This window comes from Halomonas tibetensis (assembly GCF_042643535.1).
Classification (GTDB): domain Bacteria; phylum Pseudomonadota; class Gammaproteobacteria; order Pseudomonadales; family Halomonadaceae; genus Halomonas; species Halomonas tibetensis.
Map to the genome: position 1 here is coordinate 1 of NZ_JBHRSQ010000020.1, position 24,625 is coordinate 24,625.

The window sequence follows — 24,625 nt, forward strand, 5'->3', positions numbered from 1 at the left end:
AGCTGCCAGGTCACGCGCACGCGGCTACCGAAACGAGGCCAACTTCATCGCCATGATCTACCTGATTGGCAGCCCTGTGGGCCGCCTGCTTGATCAGGCCAAATCCACATGAAACGACGAAGAACCCTCATCAAATGACTGAGCTGCTGGAGAACACGGTCGCCGACGGCATGGCCTTGCTCATCGTTGACCAGCTTGAAATGATCAATATCAAGCACAATCAGGCAGATTGGCTGGCCATAGCGTTCGGCCCGAGGGATCTCGATCCGCAGGAATTCGTCGAACTGTTTGCGGTTCCACAGACCTGTCAGCGGGTCCGTGATACTGGATTTTTGAGCTTCCTCTAACAACTTACTCAGCCGTTCGACCTGTGGGTCGACTTCTCGCTCCAGGAATGTGACAAGCCAGTAATGCCCAAGCCTGATGGCTAACAATTGTCGCCCGGCACTACTCTCTTCATCAGTCGGATACAGAGTGATCAGTAGATGGGCTTCGCTTTCGGTCAGTGTGCTCAATACCTGTCCGGGGAGATTGCCACCTGGTAGGGATTGCTGCATTGCCGAGTTGATGAAGGCCACTTCACCATGCTCGTAGAGAATCGCAATGGGCTCAGGTGACAGTCGAACCTGCTCGCAAAGCAGGCTCAACTCGTGGTTGTCATCGGCTGTGTTCATGTTGAGCTACCCTTATCGTTACAGAAGCCTGGGCTAAACGATCGGCAATTAACGATGACAGCACGTTGCCATCAAGACAGAAGCTGAACTTGCTATTAGGCTACTGACCCAAGACCAGGCGGCTATTGAAAACGCTCAATGTAGCCTAGTGTTACAAAAATTACTATTTTTAACAAAAAATACTTATCCATCTATAGCGCGTCAATCTGACTGAGAAGTCGGCGTCGCGGCCCCTTTGTTTGGTTCTTTGTCACTTCATGTGAATTTGGCCTGATCGAACAGGCGACCCACCGGGCTGCCAATCTGGTAGATCATGGCGATGAAGTTGGCCTCGTTCCGGTAGCCGCGTGCGCGTGACCGAGCCGCCTGGAACAGGCCGTTCATGCCTTCCAGTCGTGCGTTGGTCAGTCCCGAGATCCAGCGCCTGACCACCGCGTCGGCATGGCGCTCCAGCGTCGCCAGGGCCTTTCCCATCGGCTTCAGGAGAGGCTTCTCCGAGACCGCCGCCTTCATGACCTTGAGGTAGTTCGTGATACGCCACCGAGCCGGGCGGGGCGTCGGGGCCTTCTGGATCCAGCGCAGCTTCTCCTTGATCACCCAGGCATCGGACGTAGCGCTCTGGTCGGCCACCAGTTCCTGGAGCGCCGCCAGCTGCTTGGGCGTCAGGTTCTCGTTTTCCAGGCTTTTCAGCAGTGCCCAGCGCAGCGACTTGGGGTGCCCCTGCTCCCGGCGCTCCTTCTTGCGCACTTCGTCCAGTCGCTTGGTGAAGGTCTGCACGATATGGAACCAGTCGACCGTTACCTCGGCCTTGGGAAGATGCACAGCCACGCCGCTGAGGAAGGCTTGTGACATGTCGCAAACGACCTCGACCACGTTGTTCGGATCGCCGCCATGGGCCGCCAGGAAAGCACTGAAGGCCTCGATGGCGTCCTTGTCATGGCCTGGGTCGGCGAAGATCACCGGCACCTGCTTGAGCTGCATGTCGAGGAACACCGTCACGTAGCGCTGGCCACGCCGGGACGCGGTTTCGTCGACGCTGACAGTGGCTACGTTGCTCAGATCCAGCTCCGGCCCACGTAGTGGTGCACGATGCGCCACAAGTCTTATCGGCGAAGTCGTGCGCCGGGCAGGCCTTGCCGCACTCCGGACAGGGGTAAAGGCTGCCTCGCTCGGCCTCGACATAGAGATCGAGGCGGTGAGGCGACACGGCGGTATCCAGGTGCTGGACCTTGAGGACCCAGGGCGCTTCCAGGCCGAGGCCGAGGGTCAGAATCTGGGTGCCGTCCATGCCATGCCTCCTGTCGTCGTGGAGGTCATATCCTGGCCCAGCTCAGGGGGCGAATTCCACACCCAGCGTCGAAGAGCCGATATTTTGGGATTCAGCAGGCGGGGCCGTAAACCCGGACAAATCCCGGAGCCTCGACCATTGTCTAACGACGACGACTGGTCACGACTCAAAGTTGACGTCTACGCTAGGTTTTATCTGGCACCCGGCAGCGAACCGCCGGTATGAAACAATCACCGGCAGTTAGGATCATTGCACATGCTCTTTGTAGACACGCCAATAAATATCTTTCGGACAACCAACCCCTCCAGAGCTAGCACGCCACTTCATTGGCGAACCTTCGTTGTCCGACATCGACTCCCACCGAATATCCCGGATCATTAGTCTACCGCCAGGAATGGCACTGGTTATTCCATGTTACTCGTGCACCAATCCAACACCCTCTGGACAGTCAAAGAGTATTATCATGATGAATATCGTTACGCCGGACTTCGTCCTAAGGCTTTCCCGGTTGTCTCGCTTTGCCGGCGGTAATGATGCCGCTATAAGGCTAAAGCTCCATCGCGAGCAGCATCTGTTCTGCTTCGAGCTCCGCGACATGGAGCCCACGGACGAGGAGAATGATGACGCTGCGGAATTCCTGACGAAGATCTCAGGTCTGCTCATTCATCCTGATTGGCTACGATCGCTTCTCACACTCTATCCTAGGACTCGTATTCGCTTAGCGGCCTACCACAGCGTAAGTGACTGCGAGGTTCGAGAAAGCCTAGCCTTCTGTTTAGCCCACTTCGTTCTCGGCTGTAGTTGGCCACGCTTCGATGAGAAGAGCCTACTACCGTCGTTCCTCTTGCTGCTTCACGAGGAAGCGAAAGCCTTCGGTCTCTCTGCCTGGGAACGTCAGGACGTTGAGCCATTCGTCATTGGCTTCCCCGGCCAATGTGGTGGTGCTGAACAAGAAGATGTCAAAATCATTGAGACATCTCGCTCACTCTCATAGCGATTTTGGTGCTTCTATAGCGCTGACAAAGCAGCATCGTGAATCTGACTCTTTTGTTAGCTTCACTTGCACTTGTCACCCTGGGAAGGTCTACCCTGACCAAGCCAACTACGCCAGCTAACAACGTTGAGGATGCGCGAGTGATCACTGTCAGCCAGACGTATTCACGCCAGGGCGATAGGCAATGCGCGGGTTGTTCGCTGCACTCGACATGCCTGACGCGCGGCCTATCCAAGGCCGACCTCGAAGCCTTCGATGACATTATGGTGCAGCCCCAGCCGCTCAAGCGCGGTCAAGAGCTGGTCCGGCAGGGGCAGTCTTTTCACAGCCTTTATCTGGTGCGCGCCGGTAGCCTCAAGAAGGTAATGCGCCTGCCGGGCCGCCATGACGAGCAGGTAATTCGTTTCTACCTGCCCAGCGAGACTGTGGGGCTGGAGGCGATTGGGGAGGCGTACTATCCCGCTTCGGTAGTGGCACTGGAGACTACATTCATTTGCGAGCTGCCCTTTGAGCAGCTAGTATCCTTTGCGGAGCAATATAACGCCCTGCGTACAGAGTTGATGCGTTGCATGAGCCGTGAGCTGCGCGGTGACCAGCGTCAGGTCTGTCTGCTATCCGGGCGCAGCACCGCCGAACAGCGCCTAGCGAGTTTCCTCTTGGGCCTCTCCCGGCGCTTACATGCCCGGGGCTACTCGCGCTATCGCTTCCAGCTCACTATGTCCCGCGCCGACATCGGCAGCCATCTTGGGTTAGCCCTGGAGACGGTCAGCCGAGTGATGGGCCGCTTTCAGCGACAGGGCCTGGTGAATGTGTCGGGACGTGAGCTCACCATTCGTTCTCTTGAGAGTCTTGAGGCGCTGGGAGAGGAGGGCTCAGGGCTGATCGGCAGTCCCGATGACCGCCGGATGATCGCCTGCCGATGATGATTATTGCCCCTGTCGTATTCCTCTCAGCCTTGTTTATCCGGAAGGTCGGTTGGCCCGCTGGGTGATTTGTCGCTGAACCTGCTGCTGGTCATTGGCTTTGGCTGGTTTGGGCTTGTGGCAGCGCTGCTCGAATATAGCCACTTGAGCGTCGGAAACTTGGCGCACGAAGAGAACCGTATACACCTGGAATAGTAGACGCAGCTAGTGGCGAATCATCTCTCCCGGGAGCTTACCGAGCGAATGAGAGTGCTGGCGCGACAGGCTGACGACATCTCCATCCATGACCCCTGGCTCAGAACGCTGACTTCTTCGTCTGTTCATTCCGTAAGCAATGGGATGGAGTCCTCCCCACCCTACCCCTGCGTCGTTGCGCCACACTGGTGGGTGAGTGCATCACTGACCAGCTTGAGAGTGAGGAGAACTCCCCATGAACATTAGTCGGGTCGGCGTCGATATCGAAAAGTCAGTTTTTCACGTCCACGGCGTGGATCGCCGTGACCAGGTGATGCAGCTTTTCCAACAGCGTGGCCCCCTTGAAGGGGCTGCCGTTGTCCGCGTGCAACACCAGCGGCTGGTCAATGATCTGCTCGGCCAGCACTGCCCGCTCCAGCACGCTGCGGGAGTTGTGGGCCGACTCGGCCAGAAACACCTCCCAGCCCGTGATCTTGCGGCTGAAGATGTCGACCATCATCACCAGGTAGTAGTACTGCCCCTTGATCGGGCCACCCAGCCAGGTTGCGTCCCACGACCACACTTGGTTCGGTGCGGCGGCCTGGTAGGTCGTGGGCTTGGCGCGGCGCTGAGGTGGCTTGGCACGGCCACGATGCACCACTTCCCGGTGCTTGTGCAGGACGCGATAGAACGACGAGGGGGACGCCACGTAGCGCTGCTCCTCGTCGAACAGGCGTGCCACGATCTGCTCTGGCGGCAGGCTCGCGTACTCGGGGCGGTGGCACACGTCGAGAATCTCCTGCTCTTCGGCCGGCGTCAGCGCGTTAGCCGGCACCGGCCGGTCGACCAAAGGGCGCTGGTCCTCGCGTAGTTCTCCGCCGCGCGTCCAGCGCTGGTACGTTCTGGCGGTGATCCCGAGTTCGCGGCAGGCGGCTTCCAGGCGGGCCCCCTGGGCCCGGGCGTCTTCGATCAGCGCGATGGCGCGTTGGCGATCTGGGATGCTGATCATGCGTCCTCGTCCCCCCAGATCGCCCTCGCCTTTTTTCTGAGGGCCAGTAACGCCGCGGTTTCCGCCAGGGCCTCATTCTTGCGCGCAAGCTCCTTCTCCAGTGCCTTGATGCGCTTGCGCTGCTGCTTGGCCTCGTCGGCCTCGCGCTGGCGTTCCGAGTGCGAGAGGCTGGCGGCCTGTTCGCAGTCATGGCGCCACCGCTCCAGCTGCTCGGGGTAGATCCCCCGGCGACGACAGTATTCCGCGGCCTCCTGAGCATTCATCGAGGCGGTCTCAAGCACGGCGTTGAACTTGTCCTTGGACGACCAGCCATCGGCGCCCTTGCCCAGAGCATCCGGCAAGCAACGTCCTTCGGCCCGAGCCTCCTTGCGCCACGTGTAGACGGTGCCCAGCGAAATCCCTTCCTGTTCCGCGATCACCTGCGGGGAGAGATTGTGGGGAGGCAGCAGCTTGGTTACCACGGCTTGCCGGCGCTCCTCTGAGTAACGAGGCATGAGTGTCTCCTGTCGCCCCCTGGTCGGTTTATAAGAACAGGGTATCAGAGGGCACGACAGTCATCCTGACACTGGGGGGTGCTGATCGACTTGTACTCACGCAAGGTCATCGGCTGGGCGATGAGCGAGCGCATGACCGCTGACCTGGTCGGCGATGCCCTGCAGATGGCCCTGTGGGGCCGCAAGATGCCCAAGGGCGTGATCGTCCACTCCGACCGCGGGAGCCAGTATTGCTCGACGCTGTACCAGTCGCTGCTGACCCGGCACGAACTCCAGTGCAGCATGAGCGCGAAGGGCAATTGCTACGACAATGCGTGCGCCGAGAGCTTCTTCCACAGCCTCAAGGTCGAGGCCATACATGGCGAGCGATTCGAGACGCGGAACGCGATGCGGCGACAGGTATTCGAGTACATTGAGTTGGACTACAACCGGCAGCGCCGGCACAGTGCAATCGGGATGATCAGCCCAGAGGCCTTCGAGGCCCGAATGATCGCTTAGACCGGTGTCCACCAACGCTGGGTAAGATCACTACTGGAATAGAGGTTGATTCAGCACTACCAACCCCTGGTGCCCGCCGGCATCAGCCGCATCGTGGGTTTCGGGGTACGAGGGCTCAAGCAAAATCTGGAGCTGGGCCACGTGAGCCCGGAAGATTTGTGCCTGTTGCCGAAAGGCGTCACCACCAGTCACGACTGCTCACGGAACGGACGCTCAGCTCGGTTTGCCTGAGAGCGCCCCAATACACACTCCAGATCAGTGATGGGCCTCTCAGCGGATAGCCATCAAAAATTCCTTCTTGGCAGTTCTATATTCGTCCAACAAAAGATGAGAACATACTCATCATAATATCTTACTAAATTAATAGGGCGTTACGACATCCGGATGGCTCACCATGGTCAAAAACAATATCTGCGCGACCCAGCCCTTCGTCGAGAAGGAGCGACTTGCCGAACTCCGCTCTCTCGACATCCTGGACACTCCACCGGAGGAGGCCTTCGATCGCTACACACGTCTCGCCACAGAGATCTTCAGGGTGCCCATGGCCATGGTTTCCCTGGTCGATGAGGATCGACAGTGGTTCAAGTCATCCGTCGGGCTGGAGGTGGGTGAAACGCCCCTCGAGGCGTCCTTCTGCGTCCATGCCCTAAAACAGGACATGTTGGAGGTCCCGGAACCTGTCAACCTGATTCAGACAGATCTTTAAAAATTAACGTCGATTTTGCGGCGGTATTGCTCGCCGCCGACAGCGTCGGGAAGTTCACCACGCTGTAGGGTGCCGGGTCGTCGTCATCGGGTTGTACCGGGTTGATCGAGACACTGTCTGGCGGCATCGCCACCGTTGGGCGCCCTTGGATAAATCGCTCGGGGTGCGCCTCGAAGCTCTCATCCAGGGCACGCTGGCGTACCTGCGCGATAGCCTGATAACGCCCGGTGTAGACCTGCTCTGGCGTGAAGCCGGCCAGTCCGCTGTGATGGTGCTGCAGGTTGTACCAGTCGACATAGGTGCTGTACCACTGCCGGGCATGAGCGATGCTCTCGAATCGCCCTGGGTAGTCTGGCTGGTACTTGCTGGTCTTGAACTGGCTTTCGCTGAAGGGGTTGTCGTTACTGACCCGCGGCCGACTGTGGCTGCACGTCACCCCCAGCTCTCCCATCAGATCCAGATAGCTGCGCGCGATCATCGGCGAGCCCCGGTCCTGATGAAGCGTCAGCGCCCCTTGCGGGATGCCGTAGCGATCGACCGCCTCCTGGAAGAGCTGCTGGGCCAGTGCCGCATTTTCCTTGTGAGAGACCATCCAGGCCACGATGAAGCGACTGTACAGGTCCAGCACCACGTAGAGATTGAGATAGTGGCCACGCCGCATGGTGGGCAATTTGCTGATGTCCCACGTCCAGGCCTCATTGGCGGCCCTGGCCGTGATACGTGGCATAGCGTGGTGCTGTGGCGCCCCGCTCTCCTTCGCCTCACGCAACTGTCGATACCATGAGCTGAGTGAGCCGAGATAGATCCCTTGCTGCAGGAGATCGTGGTAGATCTCATACACGGGCTGATCCCGATAGGGTTCGCTGTGGGCAATCTCGAGCATCTGCGCGCGCTCCTTGGCCGATAGCGCCCTGGGTTGCGGGCTGTGCCGTCGTGACGTCGACGACTCGGTGAGGCGCTTATCGCGCCGCTGCCGCCAGGCATATACGGTGCTGCGATTAACACCCATGGCACGGCAGGCCTGGGCCATCGAGACATGCGATGGTCGCTCGTCCAGCACCGCCATCACCGCTCGTTCCCATTGCTCACGTGATCGAGCATCGACAGCAGTTTTTTTTGGAGCGACAGGCAGTCTTCGGCGGCCGACAATTTCTGCTGCAGCTTGGAATTCTCCTGCTCCAAGGCCTCGATGCGCTTCTGCTCCGGCGTCTTGCTCGCTTTAGGTCCGGGCGCGGTCTTGTGGAGCTTCTCCACGCCGTCTTGAGCGAGCTCCTTACGCCAGGTGGTCAGCTGGCTGCTGTAGAGTTTTTCTCGTCGCAGGAGCTCACCGAGCTCGCCATGTCGGCAAGCATCGGCTTCCGCCAGGATGCGCAGCTTGTACTCTGTTGAGAAATGACGCCGCGTGCGCTTCTCCAGCTTCGGGTTGGGCGTAACCTGATGGTCGGGCAGCTCTGATGGTGGTTTAGGCATGATCGGGGCTCCTGAACCTCGGGCTCTGAAATCGAGTTTAACTCGCTAAGCCGGTGTATGGATTCAGGTTGACACACAGGGCCTTTCAACCGCTCGGAAACTCTAATCGCTTATCAGCACTTGCAGCTTGCGTCCGGGGGGTACGGTCTCCAGCTCTCGACTAAGTGTGGCTCTCAACATCCTGCATCGCGGGCCACGCCGCCTCGATTAACTCTTCTTCGTCCTCGAGACTCTCGACAGGGCCTCGCCCTCCGCTCAACGACGCCTGCCGATCCCCTTCGTCAAGCAGGTGCTCGGATGGTAGAAACTCACCCCTGTCCCTGGCATAGCTGCTCGTTGTCGAAGCGATAAGAGTAAATTATATCCTTTGTCAGAAATCCGTAGCGAGACAGCGTCTGATGCCAGTCTCCATTGCTTTTCTCTTCCTTCAGTGCCTCATTAACAGCGTCTCGGAGGTCCTCGGCATCCAGTGGAAAGGTGAAGCCGCCGAAATAGCGAATTTCGCGACCGTCAATCACTGGGTCTTTGAAATCGAATTCCGCCTCTACCTTCGGGCTCATGTTCTCCATCAACGCGACTGTCATCCCGGTAGCGGCGAAGGCATCGGCGAGACCGCCAACTATGGCGTCGACGGCCTCAGGAAGATGCTCCACAGTGACAATCCGGTCCGGATTAATACCCATGGCAATGAACATGTCCTGGGTGACCGTGCCTTCCTGAACCGCAACTCGGATGGTATCCGAGCGTTCGATGAAGTCCTCGTAAGCCAGAATACGGTTGGGGTTCGAGGCCAACACCAACAGACCTTCGCCATAGGAGGTGTTGGGGTCAGAGAAGAGCACGCGCGTGCAGCGCTCGGGCAGGATGGCCATTTCCGCTGCGGCCATGTCGAAGCGCCCTCCTTCCAGTCCGGGGATGAGGTTCTTGAAGTCCGTCTGGACCCATTCGATGCGCACCAGCCCAAGTCCCTCAAGTATGCGGGTGGCGACTTCCGGTCCTACGCCTAGGGCCTTGCCATCCTTGTTGAGGTACCCATAGGGTGGCTCGTCCGCGACGGCGATGCGGATGACACCGCGCTCCCGAATTTGCTCGAGAGTGGCTGCCTGGGCAGAAGCGCTGAAGAGAAGGGGGCAAAGCAATAGGCTCGTCAGGACAATGGAAATAGCTCGACGGAGTGATGTTGGACATGTCATTGTTTTTGCAACCTTTTATCGGGCGCTTCGCTACTTGGTATAGTCTTCACTCGCCGGTGTCGAGTAAAGCCTTTGGGTGGCGATGAGTGTCATTTCTTAAGTTTTCGTGGCGCACTGATTCTCCCAGAGGTGATCCGTTACCCCTTCGCCGCCTCATTCCTAAGACGGTCTAAAAAAGCGTAGAAAGGGCGTTTAATAAATTCCAGCCAATTATAATTTGTAGCAGATCACTTACATAATTGTCGGCGATGGCTTACAACTAAGAGAATGCTTCTCTTTCCCTCAGCGATCGAGATCCAAGTTGCATTGCTCTCCCCAGGCTGATCTGGAGGATCACCACCTACATCTCGACCTTGAGGGGATGCACTTCGGAAGGGCTTCAAGAACGCCAAGCGACGTTTCAGCACCATGCTCGGATGCATCGCGCTGTAGCTGCGCGGCATCCCCTGCATCGAGATGAACAACCCGGGCCAGGCTCGCCAGCGGATCATGACGTCACGTTCCTTTGGTCGCCTGACCGATAACCGGCAGGAGATACACCAAGCCATACGACACTATGCCCAGCGCAGCGCCGAGAAACTCCGAAGCCAAGAAAGCCTGGCCCGTGCCGTCCATATGTTCCTCAAGACCAACCGCCATCGCCCGGATCTACCTCAATACTCACCCGGCGCCATCGTGGAGCTCCCCCATCCCAGTGATGACAGCCGCGACATCCTTCACGCCGCCAGTCAGGCTTTCGACGCGATCTATCGTCCTGGTTATCTGTTCATGAAGGCGGGGGTGATGCTGGTCGATCTGGTGGATGCCAACCGGGAACAGCTCTCTCTTCTGGATACGCCGCAGAACCGGGCCGACAGGGAGCGAGACGAAAAGCTGATGACGACGCTGGACGACCTCAACCGCAAGATGGGCCGAGGCACGGTGACCTTCGGGCGACCCACTCCCGGCGCCGCCTGGCATCTACATTGTGCCAACCGAACCCCGCGCTGGACGACACGTTGGGAGGACCTGCCTCTGGTGCGCTGATCACTGCACACTCTCACAACAATCCGTCCACGAAAAAGGCCACCGATTATGGATCGGTGGCCTCGGGTATCGCGTCCTGCCGGCGTGGGCCAGCGGGTGCCTTATTAGGCGGACTTGGCAGCCTTGGGCGCCGCTTCCTTGACGGCCTGCGTGGCAGTCTCGGTGGCTTCCTTGATGCCTTCCTGGGCCTACTGGACGTTCTCTTCGGTCAGCTTCTGGCTGTCCTTGGCGAAGTCCTGCTGCAGGGCGACAACCTTATCGGTGTCTGCCTTCAGGCGCTCGGTCAGTTCCGTGGCGACCTGCTGCTGGCCTTCCATGTAGCTCTTGAGGCCTTCGGCATCCTTGACTTCCATCAGGCTGCGCAGCTGCGCCAGGTTGGTGTCGGTATAGGCCTTGGCGGCGTCAAGCTGAGCGTTGACCAGCTTCTCGGTGAAGTCGACGGAGAGGGCAGCGAAAGCGCGTGCCGGAGCGAAGAATATGGACTCGAGCTGAGCGGTTTCAGACTGCTTGGTATCAAAAGCGAATGCGTTGGTCATGATGGAACCTCCTGGTTCTGGATGATATGGAACGGGAGATCCCCGCGCTGATGTTGATTACACTAATAGGGACTTTTGTGCAGTGCAACATAGCGTCCGGTCGTCGCCTCAGACCGACGGGGTAGATCGCCGGCCTTCAAGAACCCCGCATGCGCTCCCGTGATAAGACCACAGGCAACCTGGCCCTTGTGCAGCGCCATCCGCCTACGGCGCTGATCGACACACTGTCACTCACGGCCGAAGGTCCGCTTTCTCCGCTCACCCGCGTGGTCGAGCATGATCTCGATGATCACCGACAAAACATCACTCAAAATGTTCACCCCGCACCATCGGCCTTCATTTTCGCTTTTTCCAACGCTGGGCCATTGCTTCCGCCTTGTCCATCCAGCCTTTCTCTTGAACCTTCTCGCTGAATGTCTGCCAAGTCTGACCCGCTAGATTGCCCGCCTGGCCAGTGAAATCCTTCACACGCGGATCATCAAGCAGACCGGGGCGCTCATTGAGCTTGGCAGTGACCGCGCGCAATTCGGGCTGGTATATCGCCGGGTGAACGCTGCAGACGGACATTACGCGTAGCGTATCGGCAAGGCGTTGTTCGGGGTGAGGGCGAGCATCAGAGTCGAGGCGCAGTAGACGCTGATGACACTCCTGAGAGAAATCGTAGTCGTCTTGCAGCCGCCAGCGCAGGTAGTCCCCGGCCAGGTTGTCGAGGATCTTTGCCAGCTTTTTATCCAGCTGGTCCTGCTTGCGTGTCAACGCCTGCAGGACCTTCGCCTGCAGGGCAGTAAGTTCAAGGTGTGCCTGGGCCTCCCAGTCTTTGTGGGCGTCTCCCTTGACCTTATCGCGTAGCTGTTCGGTCACCCTGGTAGTCAGCATCTGCGATAGCACCGGGGCACCAGCGCCAAACACCCAGGCGCCGGCGGGACCAAACATCATCAGACCCACACTGGCTCCCACCACACCGCCACTGCCTGCCAAGCCCATGCGGACCATGCCATCCAGCAGAACCTGCTCAAGCGCCTGTTTGCCGGTCAGCTGACCGCGGCGATAGGCCAGCAAGCCCCGCGCGGCGCTCACGGCCCCAGCAATGCTGATGACACTGGGATTGAGGATCTCTGCGCCTGCACCCAGGGATTCATGGGTTACTTGTTCCACCAGTTCATTGCTCAGCCCATCAACAAAGAAGACCCTGTCGGCCCACTCCTCGGGGATCTGGTCGACCAGCTCAGTATTGGCAATGACCGGGTAATCGTAACGCTCGAAGTGCTCGCGGAGTCCCGACAGGGTGGCATGAAACTTGACCTGGAACTCTTGCCCATCGACCAGCAGGTCCCAGCCGGGTTCGTTTGAGACTTCGGGAAAGCTGACGGTGTGGCCTGCCGCCGCTAGCTGAGCGGCGACGGCCTTCTCAGCTACATAACCCTTAAGCTGGCTGATGCCTCCGAGCACCGTACTGTCGCTGCCAGCCCGAATCTGCTCGGCCAGTTCGGCGAAACTCAGGCCGGCACCAATGTCTTCAACCCTGGAAAAGTCGGCGGCGGCAATGACGGTAGGATCGACCGCTGCAACGGAGTAGAGGACATCGCCCACGGTGAGTGTTGCCATGGCGGCGGCGGCTTGCTTTTCGCCGCTTTGCAGGCTTTCGCCCGAAAGGCGGGAATCAGCCGACGAGGCTTCATTTGAGCGCTGGGCCATCGGCTGGGCCATGGCATTGAGCACTTTAGCGGGCGGCACAGCACCGGAGCGTGCAGGTAGTATAGAGAGCCACTGCCACTCGGTTTGATAATCCCGCAGTTCGGTGGCGCCGATGCCTTCTCCTCGCGGGAGGCGTGGTACTTCCGAAAAGCAACGCCTGGTGCCCTCGAGGCCAGAACTGCCGTACAACTTGCCTTGAAGAGTGAGCATGGCTACCACTCTTGCCGCTATCGCGACATTGACCTTCTCTCGGGCTGAGTGAATGAACCACCAGCCTCCACCGCCGGCCACTCCCAGGATAGTGATGGGGTTGGACATGACCGACACGAAGGACACCAGCCCGGGGCCGCTGACAAAAGGGATGAAGGCAGACGCCTGAGCGGCCGCAATGTAAGCGGAGAATCCCGCTAAGCTGACACTAATACCCATAGTGCTTAGCGACCCAACCAGCAGCAGGACATTTCGAATGGCTGCATCATTGAGGCGATTGGCCTGGGTCTCGTCCAGCAGACGGCTATGGTTCTCCGCATCCAGCTCGTTAAGTGTTGCGATGGCCTGATTCAGAATTTCGTGCCGCTCCTCCTTGCTGGGCGGCTCATCTTCATCCTTGAAGGCCTGCTCGAGAAGTTCGTCCAATACCGGCAGTACCACTTCATCGAGACTGGTGGCATGTTGCCCCTTCCTGAGCCAGCCACGCTGATGAAGCCTACGGCGCCCGGAATTGACCAGGCCTGGCGGGTCCAGCACGTGTATCAGCCGAGCTGCCATGTCGTCTGCTAGAAAACCGCAGCCACGGACGGTGGTAGTGAGCCGCGCCGGCAGGCCAAGGGCGGACCTCAGCCGTATCCAAAGCAGCAGCCGGAGCTGATCATCGCTGTAGCTGGATTCACGCCAGTAGCGCTGGCGGTCGCTGAGCTCCTGCGCTCCTTCGTCTACCTGTGGCGCGGGGAGCCGCGGCAGTGGCTCTTCTCTGCGACTATCGAGCCAGTCGCTGAACCTATCAACGAGCTGCTCCACCTTTGCTGTTGCCTGCTCATTGATCTTTTCGAGACGGCGATGCCATTGGCCGTCATCGAAGAGGGCCAGACAGGTTGCGAGCAGCTCGCGATTGGCGCCGCCGAGCCCGGCCAGGGTGTCGGTGGGTGACAGGGAGATATCGTGGGTGGAGGTTTGATAATCATTCATGCCCTTTCCTCGCGATGCCTGGTCGAAAAGGCACGTCGGCTCGTGATGCACCATGACCGACGTGTTGAAGCCTAGGTATGGCTGGCGACTGGCCGCCAATTACCCAACCGATTAACTCATACAGCCTGAAGTTTTTGTAAACACCTTCTTAGAACCACTGATATAAAACAGTGAGCTTTTTTTTACTCCACCCCCAGCGCCTTGACCACCGCATCCACCGGCTCGGCGTAGAAACTCGTCTGGAACTTGGTGAACAGCTCGGCGGGGATGGTGGGGATGTCCATGGCGCTGCTCATGGGCAGGGTGACGCGCTTACCACCGGCGTCGAAGGCCACCTGCAGGCATTCAGCGAGGCTCTCCACGCGCTTGAGGCTGCCGCCCAGGCTCATGTCGCCCAGCACCACCATCTGCCCCTGAGTAGGCCTACCGAGCAGCCCGGACGAGAAGGCCACCAGGCTGGCCAGGGCGAGATCGCGGAGCACCCCGGTATTCTGCAGTTCCACCACGTGAAGGTGGAAGTCGTGGTCGAGCACCTTGCCTGAGGCGCTGATGCGGCTGGCGTTGGCCTTGAAGTAGTCGAATGCGATCTTGACCTGCTCCTTGGCGGCGGTGGAGTTCCATAGCCCCGAGGTGGCGAGCTTGCCGGTGCCGGCGGTGACCTGGAGCTCGATGCGGTAGACCCCCGGCATGCCCTTGTCGCTGAGGCCGATGGTGTGCACCACGCCTGGCTTGCCGAGCCCTTCGGGGATCAGCCCGCCGCCGCCTTGCTCCTTGACCGAGACGAAGTGCTCCTCCAGGGTCTCCTTGTCGATGTAGCTGAAGTGGACATCGTAGAACTCCATGCCGCCGATCTTCTTGAGCTGCTCCTTCACCCGACGGCGCACCTGCAGGGCGTACTCCAGGCACTGGCGTACGTCTTCCTTCTGATACTCCCCGTGGGGATAGAGCAACTTGAGCAGGCCGGAGACGGTCTTGCGCACGGCGATCACGTCGCGCTGGTTGAGGTTGTCACCCAGGCGGAAGTGCTGGTCGATAGCGTCGGCGAAGCTGCGCTTGCGCATCTCGCGGAAGAACTCGGCCAGGTAGTCGACGATGAAGCCGTAGCGCTGGGTGAAGAACGACGGCCGCATCTTGGGGATCTCCCAGCCCGGGATATAGGCATGGAAGCGGTCGAAGAAGGCGGCGTCGATCATGGCGTCGGGGAACGGTGTCAGCAGGTGGCTGGTCTTCACCATCGATTCGACGCTCTGGTTGATGTTGCCGATGAACACCATGGAGGCGGAGGCCTCCATCTGCTCCCGCCCGCGGGCGAAGGAGCCGGAGGCCATGTAGTCCTTCATGATCTGCACGCCGTCCTTGTCCTTGAACGAGATGCCGGCCACTTCGTCGAAGGCCACCAGGTCCCACATGCCAACCAGGCCGATACGCCGAGAGCTCATGTTGTAGAACAGGTTGGCTACCGTGGTCTGGCCGCCGGAGACCAGAATGCTGTTGGGCGAGCACTCCTTGTAGATATGGCTCTTGCCGGTACCGCGGGGGCCCAGCTCGCAGACGTTATAGTTGTTCTCGACGAAGGGAATCATGCGGGCCAAAAGATGCCACTGCACCTCGGCATCTAGCTCGGCGGGCTCCATGCCGATAGAGCGCACCAGCACCTCGCGCCACTGATCAGTGGTAAAGCCGCGCCGCCCTTCGAACAGCGCCTCCATGTCCATGTGTGGCATCTGGATCGGCTTGAGCTGGCTGACGCCGAACGGTGAGCCTCGCTGACCCTCCTCGTGGTAGTAGCTCAGGGTGGCGATGACCCAGATCCCGCCCACCAGCAGCTTCTCGTGCTGCTTGACGATCTCCGCTGAGATCTCGGCATCCTTGATGCCCAGGTTGCTGAACGCCGCCTCGTAGCAGTCCTGCTTCTCGTTGAGGCGCACCGTCACCCGGTCGATGACCTTGAAGCTGCCGCGCTCGCGAACCAGCGACTTGACCTTCTCTGCCTCGTCGGGGCGCACATAGTTGTCGGTGAGGATCGTCTTGACGTTCTGCAGGCCCTGGTCGATCACCTCCTGGTCGTCGGTGGCGCAGTACATGCCGAGCAGGTACTCCAGCACGTAGACTGGCACGTTGGCGCCTTCCTTCACCCGCTGGGTCAGGTCCTTGCGCACCACCCGTCCGGCGAAATGGGTGTTGAGCAGGGTGTCGAGGTCAGCAGTATCGACGGCATCCACTTCAGTGCTGCCGGTTTCCAGACGTGTGGTCACGTAGCGGCTCCGTGAGGGTTGCCCATCAGGCCGGCTGCTTCAATTCAGCCAACAGCGTTTCCGGCGCGATATCCTGACCGTTGGGCCAGGTGACCGCGCCGAACAGAATACCCACCTGGTCGAAATAGGCCGTTTCGCGCAGCTCGCGGAAAATGCCGTGGTCCAGATAGGGTTTCATGTCGAATAGGCCCTTCTGGCCATTTTCCAGCTCCACGTAGAGCACATAGTCAGGTTCCGGCCTGACGACCTTCACATCCCAATACATAGCGGCATATCTCCTCATCTCTTACAGCGGATCGATCTTGTAGAGGCTCTCACCCGCAATCGCCAATGCCCAATCGGTCATCAGCTCATCGCGGTGCAGCTCAACCCACGCCTGCACCAAACGAAGCTGCTTGCGCGGCAGCTCGCCTGCCAGCACCTCACCCTCGGCAAGGCTGATCGACGCTTCGAACTCAGCATAGCGCGCATGGAGGTGGGGTTCTCCATGGTGCTGATTGTCCAGAAAATACATGCGGATAATGATGCCATAGAACATCGAGATAACCGGCATGACAGCTCCCTCGCCGTGTCTTAGAAGAAATCATCGGTGAAAGCCAGGTCGATGACCACCCGGTAACGCTCAAGCTCGGTGCCCAGGTCCTTGTCGCGAAGCACCAGGAAGTAGTCGCGCTTGCGGTCGAAGTCGGTACCCGACAGCGACAGGCGCACGGACTTCATGCGCTCGTTCATGTTGTCGCTCGTGCTGTCGAAGGTCACCGTCTCTTCGCTTGAGACGGGCTCGCTGCCTTCGTAGATGGCCACGGCCAAGGTGATGGGCTTGAGCTGCTCGCTGACCGCCTCGGTCTGCATCAGCTCGAAGCGCTGGATGTTGTTGACCATCTTCAGCGAGGCCTTGGGCGAGATCACATCGACCTTGCGACGGGTGCGCTTCTCGACCTTGTCGCCCCGCAGCTGCTTGACGGTGAGCACCGGCACGACGATCTCCTGGGGCATGATGCCGCCGTGCACGAAACGGGCGCCGCCGACGAAGTGGAAGCGGTGCGCACCCTTGGGTATCCAGAACTCGGTATCGCAAGTGGTGCCGGCGGTCTCACGGGTATGGCCGTGCCACACGCTGGGGTTGTCGGGCAGGCTTGTCCCCAGCACGTAGCGCTTCTTGCTCTTGAAGGCGCCGTCCGGTTTCTCGGTCAGGCTGGTGCGGTCGGTGGCGTCCAGCTTGCTGCGCTGGAACAGGAAGCCGTGATCGGCGGTGAGCAGAACCGTGCTGGTGTTGAGGTGCATGAGGATCTTCCGGGTGAGCGTATCGAGCTCCTCGATGGCGTCCTCCACCGCGGCGAAGGTCTCGCTCTCGGTGCTGGCGGTGTCTCCCCGGGCATCCACCACGTTGTGGTAGACGTAGACCAGCTGCATGCCCTTGATCGCCTCGCGGCCCTGCTCACGGGACCAGCCCTTGACCTCCTCGGCGGTGACCGCCATGGCCTGCCCGCCCAGCGCATCGCTGAGCAGCTTGCTGCGGTTGGCGGTGCCCTGGCTGGACTGGCCGTTGATCAGCACAGTGTCATTGCCCGGCTGGTAGCTTAGCTCACGTTGGGGCAGTAGCGAGGCCATGCCCAGGGTGGTGTAGCTGGGCACCACGCCGAGCTGGCTGCCCAAGGTGGCCTCGCTGTAACGCTTGGCGTTGATGCGCTCGCGCAGCTCCTCGGCAGCCTCATAGCGGAAGGCGTCGCTGATGATCACCACCAGGCGCTTGTTGTTGTGGGCATTCAGGTGCGGGCGCACCACGTCGCGGAAGAAGTGCTGCTGGTTGGGGATGCGCGGCAGCTTCCAGTCGTGCAGGCGCTCCTCGGCGTCGACGCGCTCGCTCCAGTTGCGGGTGAACTGGCCCAGGAACCACTCGTCATAGCAGCGCTCCACCGCCTCATCGAGCTTCTTGAGCAGCTCCACGCTCGTGCTGTCGGAGGCTACCGCATAGTGGCGATAGGCGGTATCGAAGCGGTAGAGCTCGGTGCAATAGGCGTGGTAGAGCGCCTCGACGCTCTCGTAATGAAAGCCGTTGAGGTGCTGCTGCCGCAGGGCGAACAGGTCGATGGCGGCGTTTAGCGCGGCGTAGAGCTGGCGGTAGAAGGCGCGTCGCTCGTCGTTCTTGTGCCGCGAGGCCCAGTAGCCGTCCAATCGCTCGGCGATGATGCCGCGGAACATCTCCAGATCGCGCACGTCGGCCTCGGGGATCGCCTGGCAAAGGTCGACGATGATCTGCTTCTCGACGACCTCGAAGGTGGCCACGTTGGCCAGCCGCTCCAGCGGCACATCGCGGATCTTGTCCTCGATGCGCAGCGCCTCGGCCACCCAGCCGGAGATCACATCGAAGGCCGGGTAGAAGCGCGAGCTGTCCCGCCAGCGGGAGAGCAGCGCCCGCGAAGTGGCCCGGGCATTCACCGAGGCGATGGCATGGTTCTGCGCCCAGTCGGGGATCTCGGAGATACTCTCGCAGTAGCCGGTGGTCAGCAGGCGCAGCATCAGCTGGCCGAAAGCCAATTGAGATTCACCACTCAATTCGCCCTGAGTGGCGGGATAGCCCACCTCAAGCTGCAGGGCCCGCACCAGGCTAGGCACCAGGGCGTACTTGGCCATCTCCTCAAGCGACGAGGGATTGCCCTCCAGCCCCGTCTCCTCGACTACCGCCTCATCGGCCAGGTGGAACAGCAGCGTGGAGATATCCGACGCCGGCGCGCCTACCACGGCGGCGCACATGGCCAGATCCAGGCCATCTTCGACCATTTCCGGAGTGACCAGACGCTTTAGCGCCTCGATCCGCTTGCGGCTACCCAGAAACGCCTGGCGCTTCGCCAGGTGCTCGCGCAGCGCATGCCGGGTGAGGCCCAGCTCGTTGAAGATCATCGACAGCTGATCGGCGTAGAAGCGCCCGGAGTAGAGCTTGATGTCCAGCAGCCAGTCGTCCTCCGGCGCCGGCTCGGCGGAGGGAAAGTAGAGCAGCATCGGCGTCTGCGGTTCGTCCAGCTCCAGGCGCAGCTTCACGCCAAAGGTGGACTGCCCGGCCATGTTAAGGATCTGCACACCATCCAGAGCGAGCTCACCCAACGCATCGGAAAAGTGACCGGGGGCGTCGTACCAGAATATTAGGCGGTGGCCTTCAGTGAAGAAGGCGTTTTGGAGCCCTTGCTGGAGTTGGTCGAGCTGCATCTAGCCTCCTTGCCGGTGAAATTTAGGTATTTCAGTAGGCGAACATGATCGCCAGATTTGTTTGCAGAGGAAAGGGGAACTGAGGGCCTGCTAAGGATAATTCATTACCACATGGTTAAAAGTGTGCCATCGGGTCAAAAGACTGGACGTACTTCACAATTTCGCCCATTAGTTCTTCGTTGCGTTGGTATATTTTATCAATACTCATATTCATCTCGTCCATACCGTCAATATAAAAATTCTCTATATCAATAAAATTATTGACGTGGAGGTCGTGATAAGATCTATTTTCATTAACTTGATTAATAAATTTTTGAACCGCATGGTTATGTGCATACTGCGCAGACTCTGCTCTTTCCTCCATGTAACTGATAATCTTTTTTCGTAGGCTATCTGGCAAAAATAGCTCGTAACGTACTTCATCAGCAAAGCTATGGAAGTCATACCAGTCTTTGGCCGCTGGCCAATCCGTTAACTCCAGACCAAATTCCTCTACGGAAGCCTTATTACCTTCCCATTCTTTGCAAATTTCACCTAGTGCATCTTCCATTGGGCGTTGCTTAATCCAATGGTGGTCTTCTCCCATTTTTAACTCAGAGAACAATCTGTTACTTATTTTATTTAAGCTATCAAAAATTCTTTTCTGATACTCGGTATTGACCGGGCTGAGTAGAGTCTTTCTGGCATTTTTGTAGGTAAGAAAAGCAAGGATGAGAGCTCCAACCCAGAATAAAATTTGCACAACTTCTTTTGCTGACTCAATATCCATTGATAGCCCTTTTAACTTCCGGCCCACGCGCCGGCTTGGAGCCGCGAAGCGGCGGAAAATCGGTCGCTATGCAGCCGATTGTTAGGCCCTACCAAGGATGGCGACCGAGGATTATTTGGGCCTTTCTTCGTACTTCGGCATCTAAACCATCTGCGAAGAGGATTACGAAATCCTTCAACTGCGTCACGTTTGCTTTAGTTATACCTTCACGGGCACCATGAGCTATTTTATTGCGTGTTTGCAGTGCAGTGGTAAGACGTCTCTTTACGCTTTTGTTATTACAATTACGCCAGCTCAATTGGTCCATTACATCGTATAAGCCTAGAGAAGAAAAAATTCTACTTATCACTTCAACGTGTGGATTAGCCCGATTATTCCCGAGCATCTTGATAACATCACCCGGACTAGAAGCATTGTTACCAATAATCAAAAGTCCTATCTCTTTGTGCAAGTCGTCTACAAAGCCTTGAAGGTGAGACGTAAGAAGTACGTATGCTGCGCGGTTGAGCGCATCTACTTCTTTAGGCTTACCACGGCCTGGGTCCGTTACAAGTGCGTTAAATACGTTTACTGCTTGGTTGAGATCGCCTGACAGCCTTTGTGCCGCTGCTTCTGCATTTTTGAACTTCGTAATAGCACTGTGCGCGTTTAATATTTGATCAACGTCGCCCAGTCGAATATTCAGATTCTCCCTTGCTTGAGAGGGCATAAAGATCTCCTTTTACGGACTGGCATTGTGGGTTCATTACGCCTTCTCCCCCGTCACTGCCTTCACTTCCGCCAACAAATCCCCAAACTTCCCGTAGTTCACCTTCACTCCGTCATCCAGGTCCAGCGAGATCCGCTGGTCGGCGTAGTGGCGGAGCTTCTCATCGAAGGCGTTGAGCTCGGCTTGCTGCTTGTAGAGCTTGCTGAGATCCTTTTCGATGCGCTTGGCTTCGGCGGCGGAGGCACTGGCTTCCTTGTCCTGCTCCAGCTTTTCGACGTAGCTGGCGATCTTGGTGGTGAGCGGGATGACGTAGTCGGTGCGCATCTCGGCCAGGGTGCTTTCATTGTAACGGTGCAGGTAGATCAAGCACTCGAAGGCTTTCTGCTTTCCGGAACTGAAAAGCCAATATATTGGGCGCTTATTATAAAGACTCAAGTGATCCTTATAGAATTTGGCGCTAAGATATCGACGTATAGTTTCCAGTGAGGACTCAGACCTCTTGTAATTAAGAGTATCCAAACAAAGACTTTCGGCAATGAAGTCCAAATTCTCCTGAAGATGACTCTCCCCCCAAACAGTACAGACAAAGTCGCGGAATCGGTTGGTAGCATCGTCGGCAAACCACTCTTGGCCTGTAATTGGAATGATACCATTTTTATCAGGCGAGAACCGTGGGAGGGGAATTTTATGAAGATAATCAACAACGGACTCGCCTTGATTAGCCAAAATCAACCCTGGCTTGTCTAATGAGTAGCGGCCAAACATACATCCAATAGCATACGAAATCATATTTTTTGAAAACTCATGTCTTCGTATACTTTTATAATCCAAATCCTCCTTGCTTCTGTATCGATAGTAAGGGTTGTTTCCTATGGTAATCTCCTCTTTTGATACAGCATGAGAAATTTTACCTTCAAGGGCATAAAGTTCTATAAAGTTTTTATTGTTATCTTCTTCAAGATTTTTCATTTTCTCAACGATCTGCCCCCAAAACCTTTCAGCATCAAAATAATCTTCCGATACTCTTCTTTCCTTGCCTTGTTTGTTTACGCATATAGGCTCTTGAAAGTCCCAAGATGTCTCAAACGAATCCCAGTCAAGCTTAGAAAGCCTTATAAGATCATCTACTGTTGAATTGCAAAACTGCTCCATGCCAAAAACAGGCACAGGCACTTTGGCTATATCGCCACTTTGATACGCCAAGGTAGGATTGATTAATGGGAGAATATACTGGCTAACTGATGAATTAAGGAGTCCAACACCGTACTTTATTCGTCCAGGATCAGCCGCCTTAGGAAAAGCGGACATCCCGTTAGTGTCAAAAACAAACCCAGGCGGTCTATACCTAACACACAAAACCATTTCAGAGCTAGATGTTAAGCTCCATGTGACCGCCTCTCGGAACATGTAACTGAGGTTTTTTAAGGTGGCGACTCTTTTTCCATCCTTCCCTTTATCACTCTTTAGATTTTCACCATTCCCCTCCCAGTTTACTATTAGCTCAGAATTACCGTACCATCTCCTAGGGCTTCCTCCTTTGCTATATGGAAACCATTTTTTTAAGGAACAAAAATCTTCATAGGAACTTTGCTCTAAGTCGATATAGGAGTGCGAAACCTCATACCAATAGCGCAAGAAATTTTCATTATCACCCGTAGCTATTCCCTGCTTTGTTTCAAACTCGTCACCGAAGCTCTTGCTTTCCTTAAAAGCCTCCAGAACTTCATCTGAAATCCAGTAAGCAAACGGGCAACCTGGAATGTCCATTAGCCTTTCAATATTGAACTCATAAAATATATTGCGAAGATTAGCTGGCTCGCCACTGGTGCTCCTTATATCATTTATCGAGAAACTTCTCGAATCATAAGCATCAAAATTGTAAGCGGAATTTCGATTGCTTTTTGCTACGACAAACAGCTCTCCAATATGGTTTTTATCGATATACTGGAAAGTTCTTTGATGCAATCTGTAAAACTTGGTTGTCATTCCTTTTGGATGTGCTTTTTGCAAAACAAAAGCACATGACCCCCAGTCAATACCAAAAATCCCTCTTCCCATATGTAGCAATGAATCAAATTTATAATTTTTAATTAATTTTTCTCTCAGCCCAGCATAAGAACTCAAAAACATCCAAGATGGTAAAGTGATCATTCCAACAAAACCATTATCTAAAACAAATTCTGGGCCTCTCTCCATGAACATTGAAAAAAGATCGTACCTTCCTAGTGGATACTCCCTCTTAGCCCATTCGGACAAATCTTTATTAAGTCCATTACTACTAGCATAAGGAGGATTGGTAACCAGGACGTGGTATTTTTTTCTTAGGAAATCTATCTGCTCAAGAGCTAAAACCACTTTATTATGTGTTGCCAGATAAAATATCTCTCCAGATAAATCTTTTCCAAGAACAGCCTCTAAATTCTTTGGGAATTCTTCTTCTACATCTTCTATCTTAATCAAAGAACCAAAATTTTTGGCGCTGGCAAATCCTTTTATGTGCGATAACACTCTATCGGGAATGGCTGCCTCATCCAAAAACTTATTATAATCACAAAGCTCTCTTTCATCTATTTCTATATCTTCAATAATACATATTTTGGGCTGGACCCGACCTCTAAAGAAACGGCGACTTTTTTCTCTAGCTTTCATTGATAGCGAGAATGCAGCGAGCTCACCAGCTCTCTTATCTATTTCAATACCATACAAATTATTTTCAAGTATTAATCGCGGTATGTCACGAGAGCGATAGCCAGACTCTTCATATATATAAAAAAGTAGATCAAATGCATAAACCAACATGTGCCCTGAACCACAAGCAGGATCGCATAACCTTATTTCTTCGGGGCTGCTTATTCTAACGAAATCTTCGTACTCATCATTTGGTATATAGTAATGCATCACATCAGCAAGCCTAGACTTCGGGTTGTTTTTTAACCAAAGGCGGCCTAATGTGTTTTCTATAATATACTTTACAACCCAACTAGGTGTGAAAAGCTGTGTTGCAGGCGGTATATTTTCTGCCGTTATTTTTTTCTTTCTCTTTAGGCTTTCAAAAACTTTATCTTTTTTTTCTGTAATATAGAACTGATAGAGCCAGCCGATCACCTCCACATCCTGCCAGTCCTCCTCAGGAATCGCCTCGACCAGCTCACGGATCAGCGAGTCGGTCTTGGTCAGGTTGTCGGGCAGCAGCAGCTCGCTGGCGTCGTCCAGCGGCTCGAACAAGAACGGCATGGCCTCATGCAGTGCATGGCACTGGGCCAGCAGCAGCTCGCGGTAGAGCGCCTCGTCCTGGGTGCCGTCGAGCTTGAGCTCGCGCACCCGGGCCGTGTCCAGGCTCTTGTCCAGGGCAGCAAGATCGATCTCCAGGCAGTCATCGAGGATCTGGAAGCCGCCTTCGTGATCCGGGTGGGAGAGCACCCGCCGGCCATGCTCCAGATAGCCCTTGAGCTCCATGAAGCGGATCGCGCACAGGCGGTTGAACCAGCTGTAGGCGGCCTGCTCCATGGCCTGCTCGAAGCCCAGTTGGGTCACCCACTTGGCCAGCGCCTCGCGGGGGCCGCGCAGCGCCTTGGGAAAACTGTGGGTCTGGCCGTCCAGGGCGCTGATCAGCATCACGTCGCCGCGCACCTCGGCGGGCGCCACGTGGCCCTCGCCCTTGTGGCCAGCGCTGATGCCGTAGCGGGCGGCCTGGCGAGTCATGGTTTCGATGAAGCGGGACCGCGCCTTGGGGGCGTACTTTTTGATGTTCCCTGTGTTCATGCTGGATTCCTGATCGTGCGGGTTGCCGTTGGCGGGCAAGGTGTTCTCGGTTGTCCCGTGT

General features: G+C 56.7%; 19 protein-coding genes and 3 pseudogenes. 6 read left to right on the forward strand and 16 right to left on the reverse strand.

The features are described from left to right. Positions 1-137 precede the first annotated feature (137 nt). Positions 138-674 (reverse strand): annotated as a pseudogene (locus tag ACFODV_RS14215) (GGDEF domain-containing protein); the annotation flags it as partial. A gap of 255 nt (positions 675-929) precedes the next feature. Further along, complete coding sequence (locus ACFODV_RS14220) at positions 930-1,772, reverse strand: ISL3 family transposase (RefSeq protein ID WP_379760563.1); 843 nt, start codon at positions 1,770-1,772, stop codon at positions 930-932. A gap of 653 nt (positions 1,773-2,425) precedes the next feature. Here ACFODV_RS14220 and ACFODV_RS14225 point away from each other — a divergent pair. Both ACFODV_RS14225 and ACFODV_RS14230 read left to right on the forward strand, forming a co-directional pair. Continuing rightward, a complete protein-coding gene (locus ACFODV_RS14225; RefSeq protein ID WP_379760565.1) occupies positions 2,426-2,956 on the forward strand; it encodes a hypothetical protein in 531 nt (176 codons plus the stop codon). Between the two features lie 140 nt (positions 2,957-3,096). Next, complete coding sequence (locus tag ACFODV_RS14230) at positions 3,097-3,879, forward strand: helix-turn-helix domain-containing protein (RefSeq protein ID WP_379760567.1); 783 nt, start codon at positions 3,097-3,099, stop codon at positions 3,877-3,879. 466 nt (positions 3,880-4,345) lie between these two features. Here the strand turns inward: ACFODV_RS14230 and ACFODV_RS14235 are convergent, their stop codons facing one another. Both ACFODV_RS14235 and ACFODV_RS14240 read right to left on the reverse strand, forming a co-directional pair. Further along, a complete protein-coding gene (locus ACFODV_RS14235) occupies positions 4,346-5,062 on the reverse strand; it encodes a DDE-type integrase/transposase/recombinase (RefSeq protein WP_379760569.1) in 717 nt (238 codons plus the stop codon). Next, positions 5,059-5,556: a hypothetical protein gene (locus ACFODV_RS14240; RefSeq protein ID WP_379760571.1), complete on the reverse strand. Its 498-nt coding sequence runs from the start codon at positions 5,554-5,556 to the stop codon at positions 5,059-5,061. The genes ACFODV_RS14235 and ACFODV_RS14240 overlap by 4 nt, the downstream gene beginning before the upstream one ends. A gap of 78 nt (positions 5,557-5,634) precedes the next feature. Between ACFODV_RS14240 and ACFODV_RS14245 the strand changes: the two are divergent. Next, positions 5,635-6,054, forward strand: a pseudogene (locus ACFODV_RS14245) (IS3 family transposase); the annotation flags it as partial. Positions 6,055-6,448: 394 nt separating this feature from the next. Continuing rightward, positions 6,449-6,760 carry a hypothetical protein gene (locus ACFODV_RS14250; RefSeq protein WP_379760573.1) on the forward strand — a complete coding sequence of 104 codons (312 nt, stop codon included), beginning with the start codon at positions 6,449-6,451 and terminating at the stop codon, positions 6,758-6,760. Here the strand turns inward: ACFODV_RS14250 and ACFODV_RS14255 are convergent. Together ACFODV_RS14255 and ACFODV_RS14260 are read right to left on the reverse strand one after the other, a co-directional pair. Beyond that, positions 6,735-7,826 (reverse strand): IS3 family transposase, encoded by a 1,092-nt coding sequence (locus ACFODV_RS14255; RefSeq protein ID WP_379760575.1) that lies wholly within the window; start codon positions 7,824-7,826, stop codon positions 6,735-6,737. The two genes, ACFODV_RS14250 and ACFODV_RS14255, sit on opposite strands and share 26 nt — an antisense overlap. After that, positions 7,826-8,230, reverse strand: a complete 405-nt coding sequence (locus ACFODV_RS14260) for a transposase (RefSeq protein ID WP_379760577.1) — start codon at positions 8,228-8,230, stop codon at positions 7,826-7,828. Before ACFODV_RS14260 ends, ACFODV_RS14255 begins: the two co-directional genes overlap by 1 nt. 250 nt (positions 8,231-8,480) lie before the next feature. On the opposite strand from ACFODV_RS14260, the pseudogene ACFODV_RS14265 reads away from it, so the two are divergent. Further along, positions 8,481-8,534: pseudogene (locus ACFODV_RS14265) on the forward strand (hypothetical protein); the annotation flags it as partial. A gap of 4 nt (positions 8,535-8,538) precedes the next feature. Here ACFODV_RS14265 and ehuB read toward each other — a convergent pair. Continuing rightward, positions 8,539-9,369 (reverse strand): ectoine/hydroxyectoine ABC transporter substrate-binding protein EhuB, encoded by an 831-nt coding sequence (gene ehuB, locus ACFODV_RS14270; protein WP_379760579.1) that lies wholly within the window; start codon positions 9,367-9,369, stop codon positions 8,539-8,541. A gap of 543 nt (positions 9,370-9,912) precedes the next feature. Between ehuB and ACFODV_RS14275 the strand changes: the two genes are divergently transcribed. Then, complete coding sequence (locus ACFODV_RS14275) at positions 9,913-10,449, forward strand: DinB/UmuC family translesion DNA polymerase (protein WP_379760581.1); 537 nt, start codon at positions 9,913-9,915, stop codon at positions 10,447-10,449. Positions 10,450-10,637: 188 nt separating this feature from the next. Here the strand turns inward: ACFODV_RS14275 and ACFODV_RS14280 are convergent, their stop codons facing one another. The 9 genes from ACFODV_RS14280 to pglX form a co-directional block, all read right to left on the reverse strand. After that, on the reverse strand, positions 10,638-10,985 hold the full coding sequence (locus tag ACFODV_RS14280; protein ID WP_379760583.1) for a phasin family protein: 348 nt from the start codon (positions 10,983-10,985) through the stop codon (positions 10,638-10,640). A 336-nt stretch (positions 10,986-11,321) separates the two neighbouring features. Beyond that, positions 11,322-13,964: a hypothetical protein gene (locus ACFODV_RS14285; protein ID WP_379760585.1), complete on the reverse strand. Its 2,643-nt coding sequence runs from the start codon at positions 13,962-13,964 to the stop codon at positions 11,322-11,324. Between the two features lie 83 nt (positions 13,965-14,047). Beyond that, positions 14,048-16,120, reverse strand: coding sequence for a protease Lon-related BREX system protein BrxL (gene brxL, locus ACFODV_RS14290; RefSeq protein ID WP_379760587.1), 2,073 nt, complete (start codon positions 16,118-16,120; stop codon positions 14,048-14,050). 25 nt (positions 16,121-16,145) lie between these two features. Next, positions 16,146-16,385 (reverse strand): DUF2442 domain-containing protein, encoded by a 240-nt coding sequence (locus tag ACFODV_RS14295; RefSeq protein ID WP_379760589.1) that lies wholly within the window; start codon positions 16,383-16,385, stop codon positions 16,146-16,148. 21 nt (positions 16,386-16,406) lie between these two features. Next, the gene (locus tag ACFODV_RS14300) at positions 16,407-16,673 is read right to left on the reverse strand and encodes a DUF4160 domain-containing protein (protein WP_379760591.1); all 267 of its coding nucleotides are present in this window, start codon (positions 16,671-16,673) and stop codon (positions 16,407-16,409) included. Between the two features lie 20 nt (positions 16,674-16,693). Beyond that, the gene (gene pglZ / locus ACFODV_RS14305; protein WP_379760593.1) at positions 16,694-19,324 is read right to left on the reverse strand and encodes a BREX-1 system phosphatase PglZ type A; all 2,631 of its coding nucleotides are present in this window, start codon (positions 19,322-19,324) and stop codon (positions 16,694-16,696) included. Between the two features lie 115 nt (positions 19,325-19,439). After that, entirely contained in the window at positions 19,440-20,093 is a 654-nt protein-coding gene (locus tag ACFODV_RS14310) for a hypothetical protein (protein WP_379760595.1), read from the reverse strand. A gap of 88 nt (positions 20,094-20,181) precedes the next feature. Further along, positions 20,182-20,802, reverse strand: a complete 621-nt coding sequence (locus tag ACFODV_RS14315) for a HEPN domain-containing protein (protein WP_379760597.1) — start codon at positions 20,800-20,802, stop codon at positions 20,182-20,184. A 36-nt stretch (positions 20,803-20,838) separates the two neighbouring features. Then, complete coding sequence (pglX, locus tag ACFODV_RS14320; protein ID WP_379760599.1) at positions 20,839-24,564, reverse strand: BREX-1 system adenine-specific DNA-methyltransferase PglX; 3,726 nt, start codon at positions 24,562-24,564, stop codon at positions 20,839-20,841. Positions 24,565-24,625 lie beyond the last annotated feature (61 nt).

Coding starts and splice junctions, on each gene's coding strand:
- ACFODV_RS14315 (WP_379760597.1), bottom strand. CDS start 20,802: ATGCCCTCTCAAGCAAGGGAGAATCTGAATATTCGACTGGGCGACGTT.
- ACFODV_RS14275 (WP_379760581.1), top strand. CDS start 9,913: ATGACGTCACGTTCCTTTGGTCGCCTGACCGATAACCGGCAGGAGATA.
- ACFODV_RS14240 (WP_379760571.1), bottom strand. CDS start 5,556: ATGCCTCGTTACTCAGAGGAGCGCCGGCAAGCCGTGGTAACCAAGCTG.
- ACFODV_RS14310 (WP_379760595.1), bottom strand. CDS start 20,093: ATGGATATTGAGTCAGCAAAAGAAGTTGTGCAAATTTTATTCTGGGTT.
- ACFODV_RS14300 (WP_379760591.1), bottom strand. CDS start 16,673: ATGCCGGTTATCTCGATGTTCTATGGCATCATTATCCGCATGTATTTT.
- ACFODV_RS14280 (WP_379760583.1), bottom strand. CDS start 10,985: ATGACCAACGCATTCGCTTTTGATACCAAGCAGTCTGAAACCGCTCAG.
- pglX (WP_379760599.1), bottom strand. CDS start 24,564: ATGAACACAGGGAACATCAAAAAGTACGCCCCCAAGGCGCGGTCCCGC.
- ACFODV_RS14250 (WP_379760573.1), top strand. CDS start 6,449: ATGGTCAAAAACAATATCTGCGCGACCCAGCCCTTCGTCGAGAAGGAG.
- ACFODV_RS14260 (WP_379760577.1), bottom strand. CDS start 8,230: ATGCCTAAACCACCATCAGAGCTGCCCGACCATCAGGTTACGCCCAAC.
- pglZ (WP_379760593.1), bottom strand. CDS start 19,324: ATGCAGCTCGACCAACTCCAGCAAGGGCTCCAAAACGCCTTCTTCACT.
- ACFODV_RS14295 (WP_379760589.1), bottom strand. CDS start 16,385: ATGTATTGGGATGTGAAGGTCGTCAGGCCGGAACCTGACTATGTGCTC.
- ACFODV_RS14255 (WP_379760575.1), bottom strand. CDS start 7,826: ATGGCGGTGCTGGACGAGCGACCATCGCATGTCTCGATGGCCCAGGCC.
- ACFODV_RS14225 (WP_379760565.1), top strand. CDS start 2,426: ATGATGAATATCGTTACGCCGGACTTCGTCCTAAGGCTTTCCCGGTTG.
- ACFODV_RS14235 (WP_379760569.1), bottom strand. CDS start 5,062: ATGATCAGCATCCCAGATCGCCAACGCGCCATCGCGCTGATCGAAGAC.